At 65.7% G+C, this 22,319-nt stretch carries 21 protein-coding genes and 1 pseudogene; 14 read left to right on the top strand and 8 right to left on the bottom strand.

From position 1 onward, the window contains the following. Positions 1-17: 17 nt before the first annotated feature. The 4 genes from RMCB_RS17705 (at position 18) to RMCB_RS17720 (ending at position 4,561) form a co-directional block, all read left to right on the top strand. Positions 18-1,541: an ATP-dependent DNA ligase gene (locus RMCB_RS17705; protein ID WP_062829831.1), complete on the top strand. Its 1,524-nt coding sequence runs from the start codon at positions 18-20 to the stop codon at positions 1,539-1,541. Between the two features lie 46 nt (positions 1,542-1,587). After that, the gene (locus tag RMCB_RS17710) at positions 1,588-3,888 is read left to right on the top strand and encodes a carbon starvation CstA family protein (protein ID WP_062829832.1); all 2,301 of its coding nucleotides are present in this window, start codon (positions 1,588-1,590) and stop codon (positions 3,886-3,888) included. Beyond that, complete coding sequence (locus RMCB_RS17715; RefSeq protein ID WP_072278496.1) at positions 3,822-4,025, top strand: YbdD/YjiX family protein; 204 nt, start codon at positions 3,822-3,824, stop codon at positions 4,023-4,025. The genes RMCB_RS17710 and RMCB_RS17715 overlap by 67 nt, the downstream gene beginning before the upstream one ends. A 170-nt stretch (positions 4,026-4,195) precedes the next feature. Continuing rightward, complete coding sequence (locus tag RMCB_RS17720; RefSeq protein ID WP_234792159.1) at positions 4,196-4,561, top strand: VOC family protein; 366 nt, start codon at positions 4,196-4,198, stop codon at positions 4,559-4,561. 49 nt (positions 4,562-4,610) lie between these two features. On the opposite strand, the gene RMCB_RS17725 is transcribed toward RMCB_RS17720, so the two are convergent. Then, the gene (locus RMCB_RS17725; protein ID WP_062829833.1) at positions 4,611-5,696 is read right to left on the bottom strand and encodes a cupin domain-containing protein; all 1,086 of its coding nucleotides are present in this window, start codon (positions 5,694-5,696) and stop codon (positions 4,611-4,613) included. Positions 5,697-6,012: 316 nt separating this feature from the next. Between RMCB_RS17725 and RMCB_RS17730 the strand changes: the two genes are divergently transcribed. The 4 genes and pseudogenes from RMCB_RS17730 to RMCB_RS17745 all read left to right on the top strand — a co-directional run. After that, positions 6,013-6,483 (top strand): ArsI/CadI family heavy metal resistance metalloenzyme, encoded by a 471-nt coding sequence (locus RMCB_RS17730; protein ID WP_062829834.1) that lies wholly within the window; start codon positions 6,013-6,015, stop codon positions 6,481-6,483. A gap of 46 nt (positions 6,484-6,529) precedes the next feature. Beyond that, positions 6,530-6,892: an ArsR/SmtB family transcription factor gene (locus RMCB_RS17735; RefSeq protein WP_062829835.1), complete on the top strand. Its 363-nt coding sequence runs from the start codon at positions 6,530-6,532 to the stop codon at positions 6,890-6,892. Beyond that, positions 6,889-7,968, top strand: coding sequence for an ACR3 family arsenite efflux transporter (gene arsB, locus RMCB_RS17740; protein ID WP_062829836.1), 1,080 nt, complete (start codon positions 6,889-6,891; stop codon positions 7,966-7,968). Before RMCB_RS17735 ends, arsB begins: the two co-directional genes overlap by 4 nt. A gap of 7 nt (positions 7,969-7,975) precedes the next feature. Then, a pseudogene (locus RMCB_RS17745) lies at positions 7,976-8,383 on the top strand (arsenate reductase ArsC); the annotation flags it as partial. A 4-nt stretch (positions 8,384-8,387) separates the two neighbouring features. Here the strand turns inward: RMCB_RS17745 and mgtA are convergent. After that, positions 8,388-10,994, bottom strand: a complete 2,607-nt coding sequence (gene mgtA, locus RMCB_RS17750; protein ID WP_407662129.1) for a magnesium-translocating P-type ATPase — start codon at positions 10,992-10,994, stop codon at positions 8,388-8,390. Positions 10,995-11,196: 202 nt separating this feature from the next. Between mgtA and RMCB_RS17755 the strand changes: the two genes are divergently transcribed. Genes RMCB_RS17755 through RMCB_RS17775 form a run of 5 tightly spaced genes read left to right on the top strand, consistent with a single transcriptional unit; the run spans position 11,197 to position 15,626 of the window. Continuing rightward, positions 11,197-12,294 (top strand): 4Fe-4S dicluster domain-containing protein, encoded by a 1,098-nt coding sequence (locus RMCB_RS17755; RefSeq protein ID WP_062829839.1) that lies wholly within the window; start codon positions 11,197-11,199, stop codon positions 12,292-12,294. Beyond that, entirely contained in the window at positions 12,275-13,126 is an 852-nt protein-coding gene (locus tag RMCB_RS17760) for an FAD/NAD(P)-binding protein (protein WP_062829840.1), read from the top strand. Before RMCB_RS17755 ends, RMCB_RS17760 begins: the two co-directional genes overlap by 20 nt. Continuing rightward, complete coding sequence (locus RMCB_RS17765) at positions 13,127-13,885, top strand: NADH-quinone oxidoreductase subunit B family protein (RefSeq protein WP_062829841.1); 759 nt, start codon at positions 13,127-13,129, stop codon at positions 13,883-13,885. Further along, positions 13,882-15,174, top strand: coding sequence for a Ni/Fe hydrogenase subunit alpha (locus RMCB_RS17770; protein WP_062829842.1), 1,293 nt, complete (start codon positions 13,882-13,884; stop codon positions 15,172-15,174). The genes RMCB_RS17765 and RMCB_RS17770 overlap by 4 nt, the downstream gene beginning before the upstream one ends. Continuing rightward, positions 15,171-15,626 (top strand): hydrogenase maturation protease, encoded by a 456-nt coding sequence (locus tag RMCB_RS17775; protein WP_062829843.1) that lies wholly within the window; start codon positions 15,171-15,173, stop codon positions 15,624-15,626. Before RMCB_RS17770 ends, RMCB_RS17775 begins: the two co-directional genes overlap by 4 nt. Here the strand turns inward: RMCB_RS17775 and RMCB_RS17780 are convergent. The 4 genes from RMCB_RS17780 to RMCB_RS36845 all read right to left on the bottom strand — a co-directional run bounded on the left by RMCB_RS17780 (position 15,610) and on the right by RMCB_RS36845 (position 18,389). After that, a complete protein-coding gene (locus tag RMCB_RS17780) occupies positions 15,610-16,284 on the bottom strand; it encodes a hypothetical protein (RefSeq protein WP_062829844.1) in 675 nt (224 codons plus the stop codon). The two genes, RMCB_RS17775 and RMCB_RS17780, sit on opposite strands and share 17 nt — an antisense overlap. A 109-nt stretch (positions 16,285-16,393) precedes the next feature. After that, on the bottom strand, positions 16,394-17,665 hold the full coding sequence (locus RMCB_RS17785; protein WP_062829845.1) for a wax ester/triacylglycerol synthase domain-containing protein: 1,272 nt from the start codon (positions 17,663-17,665) through the stop codon (positions 16,394-16,396). Between the two features lie 19 nt (positions 17,666-17,684). Next, the gene (locus RMCB_RS17790; RefSeq protein WP_062829862.1) at positions 17,685-17,948 is read right to left on the bottom strand and encodes an Rv2628 protein family; all 264 of its coding nucleotides are present in this window, start codon (positions 17,946-17,948) and stop codon (positions 17,685-17,687) included. Positions 17,949-18,257: 309 nt separating this feature from the next. Next, positions 18,258-18,389: a hypothetical protein gene (locus RMCB_RS36845; protein ID WP_264028578.1), complete on the bottom strand. Its 132-nt coding sequence runs from the start codon at positions 18,387-18,389 to the stop codon at positions 18,258-18,260. 29 nt (positions 18,390-18,418) lie between these two features. Between RMCB_RS36845 and RMCB_RS17795 the strand changes: the two genes are divergently transcribed. Then, on the top strand, positions 18,419-20,803 hold the full coding sequence (locus RMCB_RS17795; protein ID WP_062829846.1) for a heavy metal translocating P-type ATPase: 2,385 nt from the start codon (positions 18,419-18,421) through the stop codon (positions 20,801-20,803). Here the strand turns inward: RMCB_RS17795 and RMCB_RS17800 are convergent. After that, positions 20,783-21,886 carry an Rv2629 family ribosome hibernation factor gene (locus RMCB_RS17800; protein WP_062829847.1) on the bottom strand — a complete coding sequence of 368 codons (1,104 nt, stop codon included), beginning with the start codon at positions 21,884-21,886 and terminating at the stop codon, positions 20,783-20,785. The genes RMCB_RS17795 and RMCB_RS17800 overlap by 21 nt on opposite strands. Before the next feature lie 10 nt (positions 21,887-21,896). After that, positions 21,897-22,313, bottom strand: coding sequence for a PNPOx family protein (locus RMCB_RS17805; RefSeq protein WP_062829848.1), 417 nt, complete (start codon positions 22,311-22,313; stop codon positions 21,897-21,899). Positions 22,314-22,319: the final 6 nt, after the last annotated feature.

Raw genomic sequence — 22,319 nt, forward strand, 5'->3', positions numbered from 1 at the left:
CGTGGCACCCTGAACGCATGCTGCTTGCCGAGGTTGTCGCCGCATCCGCCGACGTGGCGGCGAGCTCGGGACGGCTGGCCAAAACCGAGCGCATCGCCGCGCTGCTGACGGCGGTTGCCGCCGCAGGGGACCCCGTCGAGGTCGTGGTCGCCTGGCTCTCGGGCGAGCTGCCGCAACGCCAGATCGGCGTGGGCTGGGCGGGGTTGCGTGACCTGCCGACGCCCGCAGTCGCCCCGATCTTGACCATCACCGACGTGGACAGCCGGCTCACCGCGATCGGCGCGGTCACCGGCAAAGGTTCCCAGGCCCACCGGGCCCGCCTGGTTCACGAGCTGTTCGGCGCTGCCACCCCCGGTGAACAGACCTTCCTGCGCCGGCTGCTCGGCGGTGAGTTGCGGCAGGGCGCGCTGGCCGGGGTGATGGCCGATGCCATCGCGCGCTCGTCGGGAATCCCCGCTGCCGAGGTGCGCCGCGCGGCCATGTTGGCCGGCGACCTGCCTGCCGTCGCATCCGCAGCGCTCACCGGCGGCATCACCGCGGTGCAGGCCTTCGGCCTGCAGGTGGGTCGCCCGGTGGGGCCGATGCTGGCGCAGACCGCACGCGATATCGACGACGCCCTCGAAAGGCTCGGCGGTACAGCCGTTCTGGAGACCAAGCTGGACGGCGCACGGGTGCAGATCCACCGCGCCGGGTCCGACGTGTCCATCTACACCCGCAGCCTCGACGACGTCACCTCGCGCTTGCCGGAGGTGGTCGCGGCGACCCTGGCGCTTCCGGTCACCGACCTGATCGCCGACGCCGAGGCCATCGCCCTGCGTCCCGACGGCAGGCCCCACCGGTTCCAGGTCACCGCCTCGCGTTTCGGCCGCCGGAATCCAACCGACGAGGTGCCGCTGTCGGTGTTCTTCTTCGACCTGCTGCACGTCGACGGGCGTGACCTCCTCGACCTGCCGACCCTCGAACGCCGGGCCGCACTCGATGCGATCGTCCCGCCTTCCCGTCGCGTCGACCACATCGTGACTGCCGACCCCGAGCAGGCCCGCGGGTTCGTGGCCGCGACGCTGGCCGCCGGGCACGAAGGCGTGATGGCGAAGTCCCCACAAGCGCCGTACGAGGCAGGGCGCCGCGGTGCGGGATGGCTCAAGGTCAAGCCGGTGCTCACCTTGGATCTGGTGGTGCTCGCCGTGGAATGGGGCTCGGGGCGACGCACCGGCAAGCTCTCGAACATCCATCTGGGCGCACGCGATCCGGCAACCGGCGGATTCGTGATGCTGGGCAAGACGTTCAAGGGCATGACCGACGCGATGCTTGCCTGGCAGACCGAACGCTTCACCGAACTCGCCGACGGCCCCACCGACGGGTACGTGGTGAAACTGCGGCCCGAGCAGGTCGTCGAGATCGCGTTCGACGGTGTGCAGGGCTCGTCACGGTATCCCGGTGGCATGGCGCTGCGGTTTGCCCGTGTGCTGCGTTACCGCGACGACAAATCGCCTGAAGAGGCCGACACCATCGAGACTGTTCGCGCCCTGTACGAACGCTGAGGAGGGTTCCGCCACGCGACCGCGGCGGCGATGAAAAGATCGGCCCATGGCCACACCCACCGCGTCCGACCGGATCGAGGAGACCGACGGCGACGTCACCTACATCCGCACCGACAAGGATCTGCCGCCGGTGGCGATCATCGACCGGTCCCCCATCACCACGCGGCACAAAATCGTCTTCGCGATCATCGCGCTCGTCGGCGCCATCGCCTGGGCGGTGATCGCGTTCTTCCGCGGGGAGACCGTCAACGCGGTCTGGTTCGTGATCGCCGCGATCTGCACCTACGTCATCGGTTTCCGGTTCTACGCCCGGCTGATCGAGATGAAGATCGTCAAACCGCGCGACGACAATGCCACTCCGGCAGAACTTTTCGAGAACGCCACCGACTACGTGCCCACCGACCGGCGTGTGCTGTTCGGTCACCACTTCGCAGCCATCGCCGGAGCCGGCCCGCTGGTCGGCCCGGTGCTGGCCATGCAGATGGGCTACCTGCCGGGGACCATCTGGATCATCGTCGGCGCGGTGGTGGCCGGCTGCGTCCAGGACTATCTGGTGCTCGCCATCTCGGTCCGCCGCCGCGGCCGGTCACTGGGCCAGATGGCACGTGACGAGCTCGGCGCCATCGGCGGCGTGTCCGCTATCGTCGGCGTGCTGGTCATCATGGTGATCCTGCTGGCGGTCCTGGCCCTGGTGGTGGTCAACGCCCTGGCCGAAAGCCCGTGGGGCGTGTTCTCCATCGCGATGACCATTCCGATCGCCATCTTCATGGGGCTGTATCTGCGATTCCTGCGCCCCGGCCGGGTGTCGGAGGTGTCGCTCATCGGCGTTGTGCTTCTGCTGCTCGCGGTGGTCTCCGGCGGGTGGGTTGCCGAAACCGACTGGGGCGCCGACTGGTTCACCTTGTCGAAGGTGACGCTGTCATGGTGCATCATCATCTACGGCCTGGCCGCCTCAGTACTGCCGGTATGGCTCCTGCTGGCGCCCCGCGACTATCTCTCGACGTTCATGAAGGTCGGCACCATCGCGCTGCTGGCCCTCGGCATCCTCATCGCCCGGCCGGTGATGGAGGCGCCCGCCATCTCGCAGTTCGCCACCAGCGGCACCGGCCCGGTCTTCGCGGGCTCGCTGTTCCCGTTCCTGTTCATCACCATCGCCTGCGGTGCTCTGTCGGGCTTCCACTCCCTGATCTCCTCGGGCACGACCCCGAAGCTGCTGGAGAAGGAAAGCCAGATGAGACTCATCGGGTACGGCGGCATGCTCACCGAGTCGTTCGTCGCGATCATGGCGTTGATCACCGCGGCGATCATCAACCAACATCTGTACTTCGCCATCAACGCGCCATCGGCGCAGACCGGGACCACCGCGCAGACCGCGGCCACCTACGTCAACGGCCTCGGCCTGTCCGGTTCCCCCATCACGCCGGAGCAGATCACCGCGGCGGCCGAGGGTGTCGGAGAGGAGACCGTCGTGTCGCGCACCGGCGGCGCGCCGACCCTGGCGTTCGGCATGTCCGAGGTGCTGCATCAGGTGTTCGGCGGGGCCGGCCTCAAGGCGTTCTGGTACCACTTCGCGATCATGTTCGAGGCGCTGTTCATCCTCACGACCGTCGATGCGGGCACGCGGGTGGCGCGGTTCATGCTCTCCGATGGTCTGAGCAACCTCGGCGGCCCCATGAAGAAGTTCCGCAACCCGAGCTGGCGGGTGGGCGCGTGGGCCTGCAGCATCATCGTGGTGGCGGCATGGGGATCGATCCTGTTGATGGGCGTGACCGATCCGCTGGGCGGCATCAACACGCTGTTTCCGCTGTTCGGCATCGCCAACCAGTTGCTGGCCGCAATCGCGCTGACCGTGGTCACCGTCGTGGTGATCAAGCGCGGACTGGTGAAATGGGCCTGGATTCCCGGGGTTCCGCTGATGTGGGATCTCGTCGTCACCATGACGGCGTCCTGGCAGAAGATCTTCTCCGGCGACCCCAAGGTCGGTTACTGGAAGCAGCATTCGCAGTACGTCGCGGCCAAGGAAGCCGGCAAGTCGACATTCGGTGCCGCCAAGAACCCGGACCAGATCGACGCCGTCATCCGCAACACGTTCATCCAGGGCACGCTCTCGGTGATCTTCGCGGTGCTCGTACTGATCGTGTTCGTCGCCGGTGTGGTGATGGCACTGCGGGCGCTGCGCGGCACCGGCAGGCCGCTGGCCGAGGACGACCCGGTGCCGTCGCGCATCTTCGCGCCATCGGGCCTGATCCCGACTCAGGTCGAGAAGGAGGTGCAGAAACAATGGGACGCCTTGCCGGGCGCACACGCCGGGCCGCACGCCAAATCGGTTGGTACATCGCCACATTGATGGGCGACAATCACTACCGGCGCTACGTCGAGCATCGGGCCCGCACCCACCCCGGCGAGCCGGTGCTCACCGAGCGCGACTACTGGAAGATGCGCCATCGGCACACCGAGGCCAACCCCGGCGCACGCTGCTGCTGACCCGGTTGCGGCGAGACGACGGGTTGTGGCGTGAAAACGGCCATATTTCGCAATAATCCGTCATCTCGGCGAACTGTTCGCCCCACGTCGTAGGCTGATGCCTATGACGCCGATCACAGGCCGCGCGGGGTGAGTGCGACGCCGTCCGACGTCGCGCGTGGAGTGTGACCGTGAACATCCAACCGCCCGCGGGATACCACACCGTGACACCGCGCATGGTGGTGGCGGATGTCGTTGCTGCCGTGGAGTTCCTGCGAACGGTGTTCGGAGCCACCGGTGAGGTGTACCCCGACCGCCCGGCTGAAATGCGTATCGGTGACTCGTTGGTCATGATCAGCGCGGCAGGCGAGCGCGAGCTGTTCCCGGCGTTTCTGTACATCTACGTCGACGACGCCGACCGCGCCTACCACCGCGCGATCGCCGCAGGCGCCACGAGCGTGGAAGCACCGCTCGACACACCGTACGGCGACAGACGGGCCATGGTTGCCGACCCACACGGCAACGTGCTTCAGATCGCCCACCGCCGCACCGGGTGAATCCACCCGGTGCAGCGCACCAGCCGCCAAGCTGGACGCCCGCGAGCCCTCAGCGGTCCTGCGGGTTGCGTCGTCCGACGATGAGCGGATCGGTCGCGGTGAACGGGAATTCGGGCAGATCCTCGATGTGCGTGTCGAACACCGCGGCCAACACTGCGCGTGAATACGCACTGGCCGAGGTGCGGTAGCCGATGTCGGCCGGGGTGGGCTGGTCGAAGAAGATCAGGAAGTGCAGACCACTGCCTGAATTGCTCCCCGCGTCCGCAGGTGAGTCGAAGACCTCGATGTGGTGCGGGTACGCCCGCGGGACGAAGTACACATCGCCGCGCTGCAGCAGCCAGGTATCGAGCGTCCCATCCGGATCCATCACGGTCATCCGGGCCGAACCGCTTTGCACATAACCCATTTCAGCGGTCACGGGATGCCAGTGCGGTTCGCGCATGCCGTCTTCGCGCACCCGCAGCGAGTACATCGACAGATCTTTCAGCGCCGGCCAGAACTGCACCCGCGCCGTGCGGGCCGAGCCGACGGCCGAGGCCACCGGTGGCGTCATCGCTTCCACGGCGAACTTGTGCGGGTCGGGGTAACCGGCAGTATCGGGGATCACCGGGTCGCCCGTCCGGCGGGCCAGTCTGCGGTCCACCGTGTCACGGCGCAGTTTCGCGAAGTCCGACGCGTCCAGATCGTAGGTATTGCCCAGCACGGCGTCGGTCATGGCCCCGAACGCCGCGCCCAGCGCGAAGTCCTCTGGCCGCTCATGGCGGAAGGTGATGATGAATTCGGCGGGCTCGGTGCCGATGTTCTCGATGTGATGCAGTGAACCTGAGTCGGCGTGGAACATTTCGCCCGCGCTGACCGTGAAGGCCGCGAATTTGTTTCCGGTGTCCAGCACCGACACCAGCGCGGTGCCCGAGACACAGTAGGTCAATTCGTTGGCGTTGGCGTGCCAGTGCGGTGTACGCATCGCTCCGGGGTTGATCACCAGTCGCTTGATCGACATGCCTTGCAGGATCGGGAAGTTGTCGGCGGTCACGCGCCGGATCGAGCCGTAGTCGTTCTCCTCGACTATTTCTCCGTCGAGCAGCGACGTGGCATGTGCGCTCCGGGTGGTTGATCGGGTCAGGGAGATGGTCATCTCGCGCCTCCTTCGTGCTCCGGTGTTCTGCCTAGAACCTTGGTCCACCGAGGGCGCGGTGTCGTCACCGCTAACCGGATAGCTGCACCCCTGCCAGCAGGCATTGACAGCTCCACCCCGGCAGGTCGGAGAGGCACTGTTGGCAGCAGTCCGAGCCGAGCACCATGCATAGCGCCTGCAGCGCTCCAGGTTTCCGGCGTGGCCCTCGGTGGATTCACTCAAATAGCACCGTCACCAGCTCTCCGCTGGCCAAAGATGGCAAGCTGACCCTCGTCGCACTAGTTCGATATAGGTCTCATCGGATCCGGAGGTTCTCATGTCCCGCGTTCAGCTGGCTCTCAACGTCGATGATCTTGATGAGGCAATCACGTTCTACAGCAAGCTCTTTGGCGTCGGGCCGGCGAAAGTGAAGCCGGGCTACGCCAACTTCGCAGTGACCGAGCCACCGATGAAGCTGGTCCTGCTGGAAAACCCCGGCCAGGGCGGCACCATCAACCACCTCGGGGTCGAGGTCGCCACCAGCGAGCAGGTCCACGCTCACATCGCCAGGTTGACCGCCGAGGGATTGTTCACCGACGAGGAGATCGGCACCACGTGCTGCTTCGCCACACAGGACAAGGTCTGGGTAACCGGCCCCGCCGGTGAGAAGTGGGAGGTTTACACGGTGCTGGCAGACTCCGACACCTTCGGCACCAGCCCCGAGTTCCGCGACGCGGTCGATGCCGGCCAGGGTGACCCAGGCCCGGGTGACGCATGCTGCGGCGGTGCCACAGCCGCGCCGGCCTAGCCACCGCTCACTTGACCACGACTTCGATAGGCATCAATATCGATGCATGTCGAAACCACCGTCATCTGACGACGCGTGCTGTCCACCGGGGGCCCTGCTTCGTGCACCCCTCTCGGCCGCGCAGGCCACGGACATGGCGACCAAGCTCAAGGCTCTCGCCGATCCCGTGCGCTTGCAGTTGTTCTCCTCGATCGCCAGCCACGTCGGCGGTGAGGCGTGTGTCTGCGATATCTCGGCAGGAGTGGAGGTCTCGCAACCCACCATCAGCCATCACCTCAGGGTGCTGCGCGATGCCGGGTTGCTGACCTCCGAGCGTCGCGCGTCGTGGGTCTATTACGCGGTGGTGCCCGATGCGCTGGACAGTCTGGCGGTGCTCCTGGGCGCCTCGTCGGCGCACCTGCCGGCATGACCGACACCGTGCCGGCCGCCACACCGGTGGTCGGCAAGCTCTCCACCCTGGATCGGTTCCTGCCGGTCTGGGTCGGTGCGGCAATGGCGGCCGGGTTACTGCTTGGCCGGTGGGTTCCCGGGCTGAATCATGCGCTGGAAAAGGTTCAGGTCGACGGCATTTCGCTGCCCATCGCGTTGGGTCTGTTGATCATGATGTATCCGGTTCTGGCAAAAGTACGCTATGACCGGCTCGACAGCGTCACCGGTGACCGCAAGCTCATGCTGTCCTCCCTCCTGCTGAACTGGCTCGTCGGCCCTGCGTTGATGTTCGTGCTCGCCTGGCTCCTGCTGCCCGACCTGCCCGACTACCGCACCGGGCTGATCATCGTCGGGCTTGCGCGCTGCATCGCGATGGTCATCATCTGGAACGACCTGGCCTGCGGGGACCGCGAGGCCGCCGCGGTCCTGGTGGCGCTCAACTCGATCTTCCAGGTGATCATGTTCGCGGTACTCGGCTGGTTCTATCTGTCGGTGCTGCCCGGCTGGCTGCACTTGCCGCAGACCAACATCACCGCCTCACCGTGGCAGATCGCCCGATCGGTGCTCATCTTCCTCGGCATTCCGCTGCTTGCCGGTTACCTGTCCCGCCGCGTCGGCGAAAACACCAGGGGTCGGCACTGGTACGAGACGCAGTTCCTCCCCCGGATCGGACCGTGGGCACTCTACGGCCTGCTGTTCACGATCGTGATTCTCTTTGCCCTGCAAGGTGATCAGATCACCAACCGGCCCTGGGACGTCGCCCGCATCGCCCTGCCGCTGTTGGCCTATTTCGCCATCATGTGGTCCGGGGGCAATCTACTCGGCACCGCACTGGGCCTGGGCTACGAACGCACCACCACCCTGGCGTTCACGGCTGCCGGCAACAACTTCGAACTCGCCATCGCCGTTGCGATCGCGACCTACGGCGCCACCTCGGGCCAAGCCCTCGCCGGGGTCGTCGGACCGCTGATCGAGGTCCCGGTGCTGGTCGCCCTGGTGTACGTCTCACTGGCGTTGTGGCGGTTCAACTCTGCGAACGGAGAAACCCATGACTGACGCAGCCGCACCGGCCGTACTGTTCCTCTGCACCCACAACGCCGGACGCTCTCAGATGGCACTCGGATATTTCACCCACTACGCCGGCAACAGCGCGGTCGCGTGGTCGGGAGGCTCCGAGCCCGGTGACGAGATCAACCCCGCAGCCGTCGCCGTGATGGCCGAAGTCGGCATCGACATCACCGGCGAATACCCGAAACCGTGGACTGATGACATGGTTCGCACGGCCGACGTCGTCATCACCATGGGATGCGGTGACACATGTCCGATCCTTCCCGGAAAGCGTTACGAGAACTGGGAACTCCCCGATCCGGCCGGTCAAGGCATCGATGCTGTGCGGCCGATCCGTGACCAGATCGACCAACGCGTCCGCCAACTCTTGATCGAGCTGGGCGTGCGCGTCGCGAGCCGATAGCGGCTCACGCGTGGGAGAACCGGGCCGCGCGGCGGTGGACACGGTGTTGGTAGCCGCGGGTCCGATGGGGCTGACCGAACACACGCATGGGCTCGGAGTAGAACACCTTCTTCGCCAACTCGACGAGGACGAGGTAGGTGACGACGAATGCGCCGAGCGCGCCGAAGAACTGCCACGGCAACGGGGTGAACCCGAGCGTCGCCGAGATCGGTGACACCGTCAGCACCACGCCGATCGCTACGACGGCAAGGCTCGTGCCGGTCAGCAATCCGCTAGGCCGACTCCGGAAGAAGGGCACCTTACGGGTGCGGATGGCGAAGATGATCAGTGTTTGCGTGGCAAGCGATTCCACGAACCAGCCCGTGCGGAATTCGACGGCTCCGGCGTGCAGAACGCCGAGCATGAGCCCGAAGGTCATGAAGTCGAACAGCGAGCTGATCGGTCCGAAGATGAGCATGAACCGCCGGATGAAGGCGACGTTCCAATGCGACGGTGCGTGCAGCTGTTCGGTGTCGACCCGATCGGTCGGAATCGCCAACTGCGAACTGTCGTAGAGCAAGTTGTTGAGCAGGATCTGACTCGGCAGCATCGGCAGAAACGGCAGCAACGCCGATGCCGCCGCAGCGGAGAACATGTTGCCGAAGTTGCTCGACGTCCCCATGAGGACGTACTTGATAGTGTTGGCGAAGATCCTGCGACCCTCGGCGACGCCGGTGGCCAGCACACCGAGGTCTTTTTCGAGCAGCACGACATCAGCCGCATCCTTGGCGACGTCGGTGGCAGTGTCCACGGAGATGCCGACGTCGGCGGCATGCAATGCCAGGGCGTCGTTGACCCCGTCACCGAGGAATCCGATCGAACGGCCCGTATGCCGCGCCGCAGTGACCAACCGCGCCTTCTGTTCTGGCGAGATGCGCGCAAAGATGGTGTGGTCAGCGGCGGCCCGGGCGAAGCTGTCATCGTCGAGCCCGTCGAGCTGGCTACCGGTGATCGTTCCCTTCGACGCCAGTCCCAGTTCGCCACACACCTTTTCGGCCACCTGGGCGTTGTCACCCGTCGCGATCTTGAGCTCGATCCCCAGAGCGGCCAGTTCTGTCAGCGAGTGCCGGGCCGCAGCCTTCGGCTCGTCGGCGAACACCAGGAAGCCTGCCAGCATCAACTCGGCTTCGTCGGCGGCTGTGATGGCAGACAGGTTGGGTGCAGGCTTGACTGCCACCGCCACCACCCGCCGGCCTGCGGCGAACAAATCGTCCAGTGTTCCCTGCGCGGCTGGGTCGGTCATCGAGCACCGCGCCAGTATCTGCTCGGGAGCGCCCTTCACGACAAGGATTCGTTTACCGTTGTCATCGATCAGGGCTGACGTCGAGCGCCGCAGGTGATCGAACGGCAGCAACGCGACACGGCGCGCCGCAGCGACGGCGGCCAGTGCGTTCGGCGCGTCGCACAGGGCGGCATCGAGCGGGTTGGCGCTGACGCCGCCGGCCTGCAGGTCCACGTCGGACGCGAAGAGACCCAAGCGAAGGACCGAATCACTATGGGTACCTGCGGGGTTGACGGTGTCGACGAGGCTGATTCGCCCTTCGGTCAAGGTCCCCGTCTTATCGGTGATCAAGATGTCGATGTCGCCGAGATCTTCGATGCACACCAGGCGCTTGACCAACACTTTTGCTTTGGCCAGTTGCCGCGATCCCGTGGCCAGGCTGGCACTGACCACGGCGGGCAACAGTTGCGGGGTGATGCCCACGGCGATCGCCAGCGAGAACAGCACCGAATCGATGACCGGTTTGCGCAGCAGCAGATTGCTGACCAGGATCAGCAGCGTCAGCGCAATCGCCACCTGCAGCAGCAGATACGAGAAGCGGCGCAACCCGACCTGAAAATCGGTCTCGGGCTGTCGCTCTCCCAACCCTGCTGCGATACGGCCGAATTCAGCGTTCTTCCCGGTGGCGTAGACGACGCCGAGCCCCTCCCCGGCATTGACGATGGTGCCCATGAAGGCCAGATCCGCGCAGTCGGCGAGATCAGCGTCGGCGACGGGATTCGGAGATTTCTCCGACCCCATCGACTCACCGGTCAGGATGCTCTCGTTGCACTCCAGTCCGGCGGTCTCGATCAGCCGCACATCGGCAGGCACAGCCTCCCCCAGCGTCAAGCGGATGACGTCACCCGGCACCAGCGTGGCGACGTCGACGGAGACGAACTGATCGTCGCGCCGCACCACTGCACTGTGCCGCATACGCGAGTGCAGGGCCGCGGCAGCCTGCTCGGCGCGGTACTCGTTGAAGAACCCCAGGCCGATGCTCGCAGTGAGGATGATGCCGATGATGGTGGCTTGCATGCTGTCGCCGAGGAAGTACGACACGATCGCGGTCGCGGCAAGCAGGATCAGCACCGCATTGCGCAACTGACGTCCCAGTACCGCAAGCGCTTTGACCTGATGGGTGCGTACTGCATTGGGGCCCAGCCGCGCCAGTCGCGTCGACGCCTCGGCGCTCGACAGTCCCGCTGTCGAACTGTTCAGGGCTGCCAGCACCTCGGCGACGGACGCCGCTGCCGCCTGTCTCGCGGTGAGCACATCAAGCGCTGGTTCTTCGGTGACCGCTGGTGTCATCGCGATTGCAGCCCTGTCCCGCGACCGCAACCAGCTCTGGGCCGATCCATGTCCATGGCCATAGTCTCGACCGCTCGTCGGGCGGCCTATAGGGCACAAAGACCCCATCGCGGCGCTCCCCCGGCCGCGAGGACCTTTGACCCCCATCCAGAGGGCAGATGGACGGTGCATGTTGCCGCATCGCGGAGGACGATCGGAGTCCATGAGCAGTGCGGTGATCGACTCCGCGGGGATACATCAGCTGATTTGCGCGCTGGTCGATCGCGGCTATCGGGTGGTCGGGCCCACTCGGTCGGACGACGCGATCGTGCTTGCCGAACTGTCGTCGGCCGACGATCTGCCCAGCGGCTGGGGTGTCGATGTGGGGCCTGGGCACTATCGGCTGCGCCGACGCGACGACGACGCGCTGTTCGGCCATTCCGCCGGTCCGCAATCGTGGAAACAGTTCCTCCACCCGCCACGGCAGCGGCTGTGGTCATCGGACGAGTCGCCGCCCGAACAACCAACGCCGTACGCGTTTGTCGGTGTGCGGGCGTGCGATCTGGCGGCGATCGCGAAGCTGAACGATGTGCTCGGCGAGAACACCCACCCCGATCAGGGTTTCGTTGGGCGGCACCGGCGTAGCTTCGTGGTGGCGGTCAATTGCACGGAACCCGGGGCGTTGTGTTTCTGCGTATCGATGGGCACCGGGCCGCAGGTGGGGCCGGGCTATGACCTGGCGCTCACCGAGTTGTCCGACGGAGGCACACTGCTTTACGTCGTCGACATCGGCACCGACGAGGGCGCCGAGGTGCTGGCCGCGCTGGATCACCGCGCTGCCCAACAGTCGGAAATCGATTCAGCCAGACACCAAGTCGCCCAGGCAGAACACCATATGGGTCGGCACATGCCCGGTGGCGACCTGCGGGAACTGCTGATCCGCTCCCGCGAGTCACCACGCTGGGACGAGGTCGCGAGCCGGTGTCTGACGTGCGGCAACTGCACGATGGTATGTCCGACGTGTTTTTGTACAAGCGTCGAGGACGTCACCGACCTGACCGGCGAACACGCCGAACGGTGGACGCACTGGTCCTCGTGCTTCGAGCCCGACTTCACGTTCATCCACGAGGGCAACGTCCGGCAGTCCACACCGTCGCGATACCGGCACTGGATCACCCACAAGCTCGGAACCTGGCACGATCAGTTCGGCAGCACCGGATGCGTGGGCTGCGGGCGCTGTATCGCCTGGTGCCCCACCGGAATTGACATCACCGAGGAGATGAACGTCCTCGCCGGTCTCGATGAGCAGCGCGATGATTGACGCATCGACATCGGCCATGGCTCCCGTGCCCTACCGGGTGCACCGCGTCGTCAACGAAAACCGCGACTCGTCGACGCTGCAGCTGCAACCGGTCCGCAACGCCCTGAGCGCACCGCAGCCCGGCGAGTTCATGATGATGTACGCGTTCGGGATCGGCGAAATCGCCATCTCCGTGAGTGCTGTCCCCACCGCGTCAGATCCCACCATCTCCCACACCGTCCGCTCGGTCGGCGCCGTCAGCCGAGCACTGCGGGGCTCCGGCCCGGGGACGGTCATCGGCATGCGCGGCCCATTCGGCACCAGCTGGGGTCTGACCGAGGCCGTCGGCCGTGACCTGGTGATCGTCGCCGGTGGCGTGGGGCTCGCGCCGCTGCGTCCGGTTGTGCACGGAGTGCTCGCCGACCGTACCGCCTACGGGAAGGTGACCGTGATCGCGGGCGCACGCTCCCGCGACGACTTCCTGTTCGCCACTGAGATACAGCAGTGGACGCACGACGAAACCCTTGACGTGCATCTGACCGTCGACGTTCCGGTACAGGGGTGGCCGGGTGAGGTCGGCCTGGTCACCGAACCGCTGCGGCGGCTGCCGCTGCGGCCCGAGCAGACCACCGCCCTGCTGTGCGGGCCGGAACCCATGATGCGCGGGGCGGCTATCGAGCTCATCCGAAAAGGCTTGGAGGCCACGGATATCCGCGTGTCCCTGGAACGCAATATGCAGTGCGGCATCGGCTGGTGTGGGCACTGCCAGCTGGGCCCGCTGCTGCTGTGCCGGGACGGCCCCGTCGTCGGCTACGACATCGCAGAACCCCTGCTCTCGGTGAAGGAGCTGTAGATGGGCACACCCACGTTGGCCGTATGGAAGTTCGCCTCGTGCGACGGCTGCCAGCTCACCCTGCTCGACTGTGAGGACGAACTGCTCACCCTCGCCGGGCAGGTCCAGATCACCACCTTCCTGGAGGCTTCCAGTGCGGTGATGAGCGGACCGTACGACGTGTCGCTGGTCGAGGGGTCCATCACTACCCCCGCCGACGAGCGACGGATCAGAGAGATCCGCGAGCAGTCGGCAACCTTGGTGACGATCGGTGCCTGTGCCACGGCCGGCGGGATCCAGGCCCTGCGCAATTTCGGCGACGTCGCCGAGTTCACGTCGGTGGTCTACGCCCACCCCGACTACATCGACACCCTGGCCACATCCACTGCGCCGGCCGAGCACGTCACGGTCGACTACCAGCTGCAAGGCTGCCCGATCGACCGCGGCCAGTTGCTCGACACGCTGGCCGCGCTGCTGATCGGGCGCAAACCCCGCCTACCCGCCAAAACCGTGTGCACCGAATGCAAACTGCGCGGAGTCACGTGTGTCGTTGTCGCCGAGGGCATCCCGTGTCTCGGACCGGTCACCCATGCCGGCTGTGGAGCCTTGTGTCCCACATACCATCGCGGCTGCTATGGCTGTTTCGGACCGGCTGCCACACCCAACACCTCAGCCCTGGTTCCCGTGTTGCGTCGCGACGGATTGTCGAACGACGACGTCGAGAGGGTGTTTTCGACGTTCAACGTCGCGCACTTCTCTACCGAGCGGAATGACCGGTGAAGCCCGAGATCAGGACCCTGTCGGTCGGTGCGCTGACCCGGGTCGAGGGCGAGGGCGCCCTGCATGTCACCCTCAAGGACCGTGCGGTGGAGAGCGTCGAGCTGAACATCTATGAGCCGCCGCGATTCTTCGAGGCGTTCCTGCGGGGTCGCGCCTACACCGAACCTCCCGACATCACCGCACGCGTATGCGGTATCTGTCCGGTCGCCTATCAGGTGAGCGCATGCAACGCCATCGAAGACGCGTGCGGGGTGGTTGTCGATCCTGAGCTGGTGCAGCTGCGCCGCCTGCTCTACTGCGGCGAATGGATCCACAGCCACGCGCTGCACATCTTCCTGCTGCACCTGCCGGACTTCCTGGGCTATCCGGACGGTATCAGCCTGGCCAAGGACCGGCCCGACTTGATCGAACGCGGCCTGGCCCTGAAGAAGGCCGGCAATCGGTTGATGGAGCACATAGGTGGGCGGGCCATCCATCCGATCAACGTCCGGCTCGGCGGGTTCTACTCCGTCCCCGAGCCTGGCGACCTCAAACCCGTCGCCGAGCAATTACGCCACGCACTCGACGATGCCCTGACGACCCTGCACGAGGTGGCTGAATTCGACTATCCGGAGGTCGAATTCGATCACGAGTTCTTGGCGCTGACCCAGCCTGGACGTTATCCGATCGAGGACGGCGCGATCGCTCGCAGCGAGGGGCCGGCATTCCCCCTCGCCTCGTTCACCGACCACGTGATCGAGACCCAGGTCCGACGTTCGACGGCATTACATGCCACCCTCGACGGCGCGCGGTACCTGACCGGCCCGTTGGCCCGTTACTCACTCAACCATGCCACGCTGTCACCGGTCGCCCGAGAGGCAGCAGCCGCCGCCGGGTTGGCGGCACAGTGCCGAAATCCGTTCCGCAGCATCGCTGTCCGACTGGTCGAGGTCGTCTACGCCATCGACGAGGCCCTGAACATCATCGCCGAGTACCGGCGCCCAGCGCGGCCCTTCGTCGATGTGGCGGCCCATGCTGCTGTTGGACACGGGGCCAGTGAGGCACCGCGGGGATTGCTCTATCACCGTTACGACATCGGCGACGACGGCCTGATCCGGGCCGCGACGATCGTGCCGCCCACCGCGCAGAACCAGGCAGCCATCGAACACGAGATGGCCGAGCTGGTCGCGGCCAACCTGACCATCGACGATGCCTCCTTGACCTCGTTGTGCGAGAAGTCGATTCGCAACCACGATCCGTGTATCTCGTGTTCGGCACACTTTCTGACACTGACCGTGGACCGCACATGAGTGTTCTGGTCATCGGGATCGGGAACCCTTTTCGGTGTGACGACGGTATCGGGCCCGCAGTGGCGGCCGCGATCGCCCGACGGCACATTCCGGGGATACAGGTGATGACCGATATCGGAGACCCGGGCTCGATCCTCGACGCCTGGACCGGTGTCGAGTTCGCAATCGTCGTGGACGCTGCACTCAGCCGCGATGGAACACCCGGCAGGATCCGCCGCTGGACCCCCGCAGACGGCGGCGGGCCTCCGGTCGTGAGCTCGCACATGTTGGGTTTGGCACAGGCGTACTCGCTCGGCGAGGCACTCGCGCGGTTGCCGCGCCGGTTGGTGGTCTTCACCGTTGACGTCATGGACGTCGGTCACGGAAACGCGCTGACACCCGTCGTCGCGGACGCGGTGTCCTCCGTGGTCGACGCCGTGGAGGCCGAGCTTCGTTCTACGGAATCGGCGTGACGGTGGCCATGCCGGGTGACTGTGCCGGGTCCACCTCGCCGTAGTGCTCATACTCTGCGCGCGCCGTGCGTTCAGCCCGCGCACGCAGACCGCGCATCATCGCGCGCTCCATGATGAAGTGCACGATGTCGAACCAGGGACGTCCGACAAAGCCACCGCTACCGCGCACGATCAGTCGAGTCCAACCATTGCTGCGCCGCAGATGGAAACTCCACACACCAGAAGCCTTCTCCCCCTGCTGGACCCGTGCGAAATCAGCCGGTGACATCAGTACCAGGTCAGATTCCGGCTCCAGCAGCGCCACCACCTGACGAGCATTGTCGCCGTAGCGCCGCGCCAGCCAGATGGTGTCGCCGACATGAAGGTCCTGCCACTCGGGATGGATCGCGTGCGCGTTGTGAATGCGCGCTCCCACAGCCTGCTCCAACAGCGCGTAACTGTAGAAGCCGCCGCGGTCTTCACCGATCTGGACCAACCAGGGCCATATCGCCCGAACCGGGGCGTCGATCGTCACCGCCCGCGTCGTCCTCGGCGCGTCGGCCTCGGCCAGTTCGTCACCGGGAAGCTCCGCGGCCACTTCGGATTTGCCTGCGCCCCAGGTGTACATCCAGGGGCGAAACGCGCCTCGATACGTCACCAGTACGCCGGCTACGGCCATCAATCCTGCGAGGCAAGGGCGTTGCTTTCCCATATCCAGAGGCTAGGAGCACCGCCACATGTGCAGAAGGGTCGAAGGTCCTCGGTATCAGTGTCCGCAGGTCAGAGGATCACGGCACGATCGATACCGTCTCGTCGAATCCTGCAGCGAGACAGTCATGCAACACATTGGGGTCGGGAATCGCACCGGTATCCGCGTTGATTCCGATCGCACACGTGTCGACATACGTGAGCATGGTGGTGTTCACGCTCGCGCCCAGCGTCGGAGAGAATGCGTACTGCATCCGCACGGGGGCGCCGCCCAGCCGCAGCGCGACTGCGAAGCCAGGGACGTCGCTGGCGACGAAGTCGACCCGACGCAGCTCGGCACCGACATAGCTGCGCGGCATGGCGTTGAGGCCTGAAGCGATGAGCTGCGTGTAGGCGAGGGACCGCTCGGCTCTTGCCTTGCCGGTACGTTCGTGGATCGCGCAAATCCTGCGCGCAGGATCCGTCACACCGACGGGCACCGCCACGCGCATGAGGGTCGCCCGGTTGCCGCCGGCGGCGTCGTCGTGGCGTCGGATACTGATCGGCATGGCCATCACCAGGTCATCGAGTGCGACACCGTGGCACTCGTGATAGCGACGAAGCCCGCCGGCCACCGCCGCGATGAAGGCGTCGTTCAGCGAACCCCCGGCTGCTCGCCCGGCGAACTGCAAGGCCGACTTGCTCACCTCCAGGATGTCGAGATGGCGAGTTGCGGTGCGGTTACGCATGATGGGCGATCGAGGGCCGGCGATCGGACGCGCGGCCCGAAAGATCGACAGCGCAGTCGGTATTGTCGCCAACGCGGCGTCGACAGGGTGCCGCAGGGCCGTTAGCGCACGCGACGCGAGGCCGAGTGAACGCGACGGCACCTGACCGCCTTCGGGCGGCTTTCCCAGGTTGTCAAACAGGATCGACGCGATCTGTACCGCACCGACACCGTCGGTCAGCGCATGATCGAACTTGCACAGCAGCGCGCCGCTTCCGTCGGACAGTCCGTCCACAAACGTTGCCTGCCAAAGAGGCCGGCGATGGTCATAGCCGGTCATGAGCGCCGTGCCGGCGAGAGCGAGGAGGTCGCTCTGACGGAGTCCCGGCCGGGTCAATCTGTGCAGGTGGAATTCGAGATCGAAGTCAGGATCATGCTCCCAGCGCGGAGGCAGGGGCGGAATCGAGCGAACGACCCGTTGCCGGAAGCGGGGCACGCACCGGCTGATCTGATCGAAACGATCGGCAACCAGTTGCCAATCAGGAGGCCGCTCCAACACGATGAGCGTGACGATCGTCGAGCGCAACACCGGATCATCGCCGAGTGACCACATGAATGCATCAGCGCCACTGAGGTATTCGCACATCGGAGAGCGCACCGCGCGATCACGCCGCGACTGCGACGTCGACGGACAGCCGGTCGGCAACCGCGTGCACTGCCGGCCAGTCGCCCGCGCACACCGCTCTCGCGAGTTCGTCGACAAGGGGGCTGTGCGCTCCGAGTTCAGCGAGCCACGCCGCAACGGTACGAGGAAGTTGGTCGGCACGCACCTGGACTTTGCGACCTTCGTGCAGTCGATCGGTCAGCAGATAACAGACGACGGGTGCTGATTTGTGGTGGTGCCACACCAGGCTATCCAACGTTTTCATCATTACTCCTCGTCAGCTCCTGCCTACCCATCACACTGCTGCCGCCGGCTGGGCCCCAGAGCCGAAAGCCATGATGCTGCAGCACCTTGAGTCCCAAGCCCGATACGCCATCGGCCGGTCGTTATGCCGTCGGTCCCCGGGACCTACGGCCCTGCCCGGCCGTGACCTTCGGGCACTTTCCGACCCCTGCGGCGGCGCGTCGTTCACCTACAGGCGGCCCGCTATCCCGAGATGACGTGACCCGCTATCCCGAGATGACGTGAAAGGAGTCTTTCGGCCCTACCTTGTCGATCCTGGTTGCACGCATTGTCACCGCAGTACCCAGAACGCGGGAATCTGCTCGAAGGGAAGGTCGACGAACATGATGTGGTACGGCGGAGGCCGGCGCGGCTGGATCGTGATGAGCCCGCTCACCGACGAGGGCGATTTGCCCCGGCGCATGACACTGTTGCACGAGCACCGCTGAACCGATGGCCGTGCGCTCGCATCCCAACCGGCGCGATTCCTGGGTCGCCCTGCAGCTCCGTCGGATCCGTCCGCTGATCGAACCCGCGCTCGTCGTCACAACCGTCGCCGCCCTGGGCGGTGGCGCAATAGCATGGCTGACGGCATCCCGAGAGCTGGCCGACAGCTTCTGGATTGCCGGCACTGTACTGGCGGTGATACCTGCCGTGGCGTGGGTGGTCGCGGGACTACGTCGGGGCCAGTTCGGCGTGGACGTGATAGCCGTGCTGTCGTTGGTTGGCACGCTGCTGGTGGGTGAGTATCTGGCCGGCGCCCTGGTCGCGGTGATGCTAGCCGGTGGACGTGCCCTCGACTCCGCGGCAGCGCGGCGGGCATCTCACGATCTGCGGGCGTTGATGGAGCGGGCGCCAAAGTTTGCCCGGCGCCGGGCCGGCACGACGGTCGAGACGATCCCGCTGGCCGAAGTGGTCGTCGATGACCTGCTGGTCGTGGGGTCAGGCGAAGTGGTCCCGGTCGACGGTCGAGTGGCCGACGTGGTTGCGGTTCTTGACGAGTCGGCACTGACGGGCGAATCGGTTCAGGTGGAACGCGGTGTCGGCGACCCGGTCCGTAGCGGTGTCGTCAACGCCGGCGGCGCATTCGAATTGCGTGCCACTGCCACAGCCGAGGACAGCACCTATGCCGGAATTGTGCGGCTGGCACAGCAGGCCGGCGCGGAGAGTGCCCCTCTGGTGCGGTTGGCCGACAGGTACGCGACGTGGTTCCTGCCTCTGGCGTTGTTGCTCGCGGGCATTGCGTGGCTGGCCAGCGGCTCGCCGGTGCGGGCGGTGGCGGTGCTGGTGGTGGCGACCCCGTGTCCGCTGTTGTTGGCGGCGCCGGTGGCGATCGTGTCGGGCTTGTCACGGGCATCCCGGGCCGGCGTGATCGTGCGGGGCGGCGGCGCGTTGGAGAATCTGGGACAGGCAACGACTTTGGTGATGGACAAGACCGGCACATTGACGATGGGACGTCCGGCGGTCATTGACGTCGTCGGCGCGCCAGGCCATACCACGACCGAATTGTTGCGGTTGGCCGCGTCCGTGGATCAGTACTCCCCTCACGTGCTGGCTGAGGCGATAGTCACCGAGGCCGTGACCCGCGGAATTGATCTGTCGCTGCCCGAGGACGTCGTAGAAGAGTCCGGCCGAGGGGTCACCGCCACGATCGAGGGCCGGCGGATTTTTGTCGGGAAAATACCTGTCGGCGCAGTGTCTGGTGACTGGGCTCGCGCCGTCATCAACCGGGCGCGCCTCGACGGCGCAGCCGTCGCGTGGGTATGCCTCGACGACACGCCAAGCGGTGCCGTGCTGCTGCGGGATCCGTTGCGTCGCCATGCGCCTCGCACCATGCGGCGGTTGCGCGACGCCGGCATGAACCGCCTGGTCATGTTGACCGGTGATCGCGCCGAACCAGCGCGCGAAGTCGCCACCGTGTTAGGACTGGACGAGGTGTACGCCGAGCAGACTCCGGCGGACAAAGTCGCTGCCGTGCGTTGCGAACGCGAACGTGCGGTGACGGTGATGGTCGGTGACGGAATCAACGACGCGCCTGCACTGGCAGCCGCGACCGTCGGCGTGGCGATGGGGGCACGCGGCGCCACAGCGTCGTCCGAAGCCGCCGATATCGTATTGACCACCGACCGCCTCGACCGGCTCGCCGACGCCATGGATATCGCCCGCTGGTCGCGGCACATCGCCGTACAAAGCGCCGTCGCGGGCATGAGCTTGTCGCTGCTGGCGATGGTGGTTGCCGCGTTGGGCTGGTTACCTCCCGCGGCTGGTGCGCTACTGCAAGAAGGTATCGATGTCACTGTGATTCTCAACGCGCTGCGTGCCTTGCGTGCGAATACCACCGACGTCGAGGTGCCCGCCGATACCGAGAAGATGCTGCGCCGCTTCTCCGCCGAACACGACGAGTTGCGGGACACGCTCGGGGTCCTGCGGGACAGCGCCGACTTGCTGGCCGCCGCCCCCGACAGCACGGCGCTCCAATCGCTGCTCACTGCGCACCGTCTGCTCGTCGATCGGATTCTGCCCCACGAACAGGCGGAGGAAACCCTCTTGTACCCCGCGCTGGCACGCCCGCTCGGTGGCGGTGAGGCAACCGCCACCATGAGCCGCACCCACGCCGAGATTCAGCGGCTCGCCGATCGTATCGGTGCACATGCGGGCCTTGCCGAAGCGGCCGGAGCAATCCAGCCTGACCAGATCGACGACCTGCTCGCGTCCCTCTACGGCCTCTACGCGCTGCTTCGCCTGCACTTCGTTCAGGAAGAAGAAAGCTACTTCACGCTGGCCGACGATGCGCCCGAAAGCAATGCCGGGGACGAATCACATCCCATCGCCCGCTGAGAAACGCAGCAGTGCACCGATTCCGTCGGTCAGGGTCAACGAATCATCCACTGCCACAAGGGCCGCGTCCACGGCAATCGCGGCGAACGGCAACGCCTCGTCGGCCCGGGCGACACGGCTGACGGGCTCTCCCATCAATGACAGCGTGTCCGCGTCGGGAGCCACCACAGCGCGATCAGCTCCGGTGACCACCGTGGCGTCGCCTACCAGTCCGATGATCAATGCCGCTACATTGCGCGCGCGCAATGCGGTGCACACAGCCGAGATACCCTCCACCGCCATCCCCGACTTCGATTCCATCTCAGCGAGGTACTTCCGGACGGTCTCGGCGATCTCGACACATCCCAGGCGCTGCAGAACGCCCTTGACTAGCTCACCGAGTTCGGTTTCATTGGCTCGCTGTCCACGAGATCCCGCGTGCAGCTGCGAAACCTTTTGCGCGACACGGGGTGGCAGTTCGGAAATGACATCGTTCCGGGAGCGAACCTCCCCGCTGACGAACACGACGTCTGGACTCATTTGATCGACGATCTCGGTGATCCGTTCGGCGACCGCGCGCACATTCACGCGAATGGCCTCGTCTGTCGTCGACCGGAAGTCCACGTATCCGCTGAATCCTGAAGTTGCCGCCTTGTGCACCGGATAGCCTTCGCCTTCAACGACCTCTGTGCGCAGGTCACCGTCACTGTGCACGGTGATCTCGGCACCCGAACGGTCGACGGCGACAAACACATACGGTGGGTGCGCGTAGCCAAACTCCACCAACGGCACCAGGAACGGGTAGTCCGATACGCGGAGCACCGGCGCCGCCGGCGGACGGGACACATGTTCGTTGATCAGTACCCGTTCACGCGTCACCACAACGGCCCGGCCCTGCCTACCGACCGCCGGTCGGCTGTGCAATATGGCGTGCTCCATGTGATCGAGCGCCGAAGGATCGGCTCCCATGTGCTCCAGTTTGCTGCTGAGACTGCGCCATTCCACGTTCGGCCGCTTCGCTGCATCAGACCGCGAATCGTCGAGATAAGCGGACACGAACGGCCCCGGAATGTCGACGAGGCGACGGAACTCTTCAGTGTTCATCTCTTGTGTCCTAGCTCGAAATCTTTTGTGGGGTCTTGACTTTTACGGCCTTGGCGATGCCGAGTCGCTCGAACGTGCGGCGCCGTCGCCGTGACAGCTGTGGCGCTACCTGTGCCAGGTCGACGATGCTCGGTTCGGTAACCTCGCGCGTCTCACCGCCGGACGTGATCGTCGCCCGACCCGCTGCGAGCACATTGCGCAACCAGTCGACCCTGGTGCCGTACGGCAGCGGGATGATGTACCCGTCGACCGCTTTTTCGGCGACCACGGGTGTGGCGTACTGCCTGCCCGAGACACGGCCGGTGTGTCTGATCACCGACGCATACCAGTGTTTTCGGCCGGCCAGATGCAACATCGCGGGATTGAGTACGTGTTTGTTGAAGCGACGCACCGCATCTCGGAACGGTGCCTGCATGTCGGTGGACATTCCACG

This window comes from Mycolicibacterium brisbanense, from assembly GCF_001570425.1.
GTDB lineage: Bacteria > Actinomycetota > Actinomycetes > Mycobacteriales > Mycobacteriaceae > Mycobacterium > Mycobacterium brisbanense.

Excerpts from the sequence above, each read along its gene's own strand:
- RMCB_RS17705 (WP_062829831.1), top strand. The coding sequence starts at position 18 with ATGCTGCTTGCCGAGGTTGTCGCCGCATCCGCCGACGTGGCGGCGAGC.
- RMCB_RS17710 (WP_062829832.1), top strand. The coding sequence starts at position 1,588 with ATGGCCACACCCACCGCGTCCGACCGGATCGAGGAGACCGACGGCGAC.
- RMCB_RS17715 (WP_072278496.1), top strand. The coding sequence starts at position 3,822 with ATGGGACGCCTTGCCGGGCGCACACGCCGGGCCGCACGCCAAATCGGT.
- RMCB_RS17725 (WP_062829833.1), bottom strand. The coding sequence starts at position 5,696 with ATGACCATCTCCCTGACCCGATCAACCACCCGGAGCGCACATGCCACG.
- RMCB_RS17730 (WP_062829834.1), top strand. The coding sequence starts at position 6,013 with ATGTCCCGCGTTCAGCTGGCTCTCAACGTCGATGATCTTGATGAGGCA.
- RMCB_RS17735 (WP_062829835.1), top strand. The coding sequence starts at position 6,530 with ATGTCGAAACCACCGTCATCTGACGACGCGTGCTGTCCACCGGGGGCC.
- arsB (WP_062829836.1), top strand. The coding sequence starts at position 6,889 with ATGACCGACACCGTGCCGGCCGCCACACCGGTGGTCGGCAAGCTCTCC.
- mgtA (WP_407662129.1), bottom strand. The coding sequence starts at position 10,994 with ATGACACCAGCGGTCACCGAAGAACCAGCGCTTGATGTGCTCACCGCG.
- RMCB_RS17755 (WP_062829839.1), top strand. The coding sequence starts at position 11,197 with ATGAGCAGTGCGGTGATCGACTCCGCGGGGATACATCAGCTGATTTGC.
- RMCB_RS17760 (WP_062829840.1), top strand. The coding sequence starts at position 12,275 with ATGAGCAGCGCGATGATTGACGCATCGACATCGGCCATGGCTCCCGTG.
- RMCB_RS17765 (WP_062829841.1), top strand. The coding sequence starts at position 13,127 with ATGGGCACACCCACGTTGGCCGTATGGAAGTTCGCCTCGTGCGACGGC.
- RMCB_RS17775 (WP_062829843.1), top strand. The coding sequence starts at position 15,171 with ATGAGTGTTCTGGTCATCGGGATCGGGAACCCTTTTCGGTGTGACGAC.
- RMCB_RS17780 (WP_062829844.1), bottom strand. The coding sequence starts at position 16,284 with ATGGCCGTAGCCGGCGTACTGGTGACGTATCGAGGCGCGTTTCGCCCC.
- RMCB_RS17785 (WP_062829845.1), bottom strand. The coding sequence starts at position 17,665 with ATGTGCGAATACCTCAGTGGCGCTGATGCATTCATGTGGTCACTCGGC.
- RMCB_RS17790 (WP_062829862.1), bottom strand. The coding sequence starts at position 17,948 with ATGAAAACGTTGGATAGCCTGGTGTGGCACCACCACAAATCAGCACCC.
- RMCB_RS36845 (WP_264028578.1), bottom strand. The coding sequence starts at position 18,389 with ATGCGCCGGGGCAAATCGCCCTCGTCGGTGAGCGGGCTCATCACGATC.
- RMCB_RS17795 (WP_062829846.1), top strand. The coding sequence starts at position 18,419 with ATGGCCGTGCGCTCGCATCCCAACCGGCGCGATTCCTGGGTCGCCCTG.
- RMCB_RS17800 (WP_062829847.1), bottom strand. The coding sequence starts at position 21,886 with ATGAACACTGAAGAGTTCCGTCGCCTCGTCGACATTCCGGGGCCGTTC.
- RMCB_RS17805 (WP_062829848.1), bottom strand. The coding sequence starts at position 22,313 with ATGTCCACCGACATGCAGGCACCGTTCCGAGATGCGGTGCGTCGCTTC.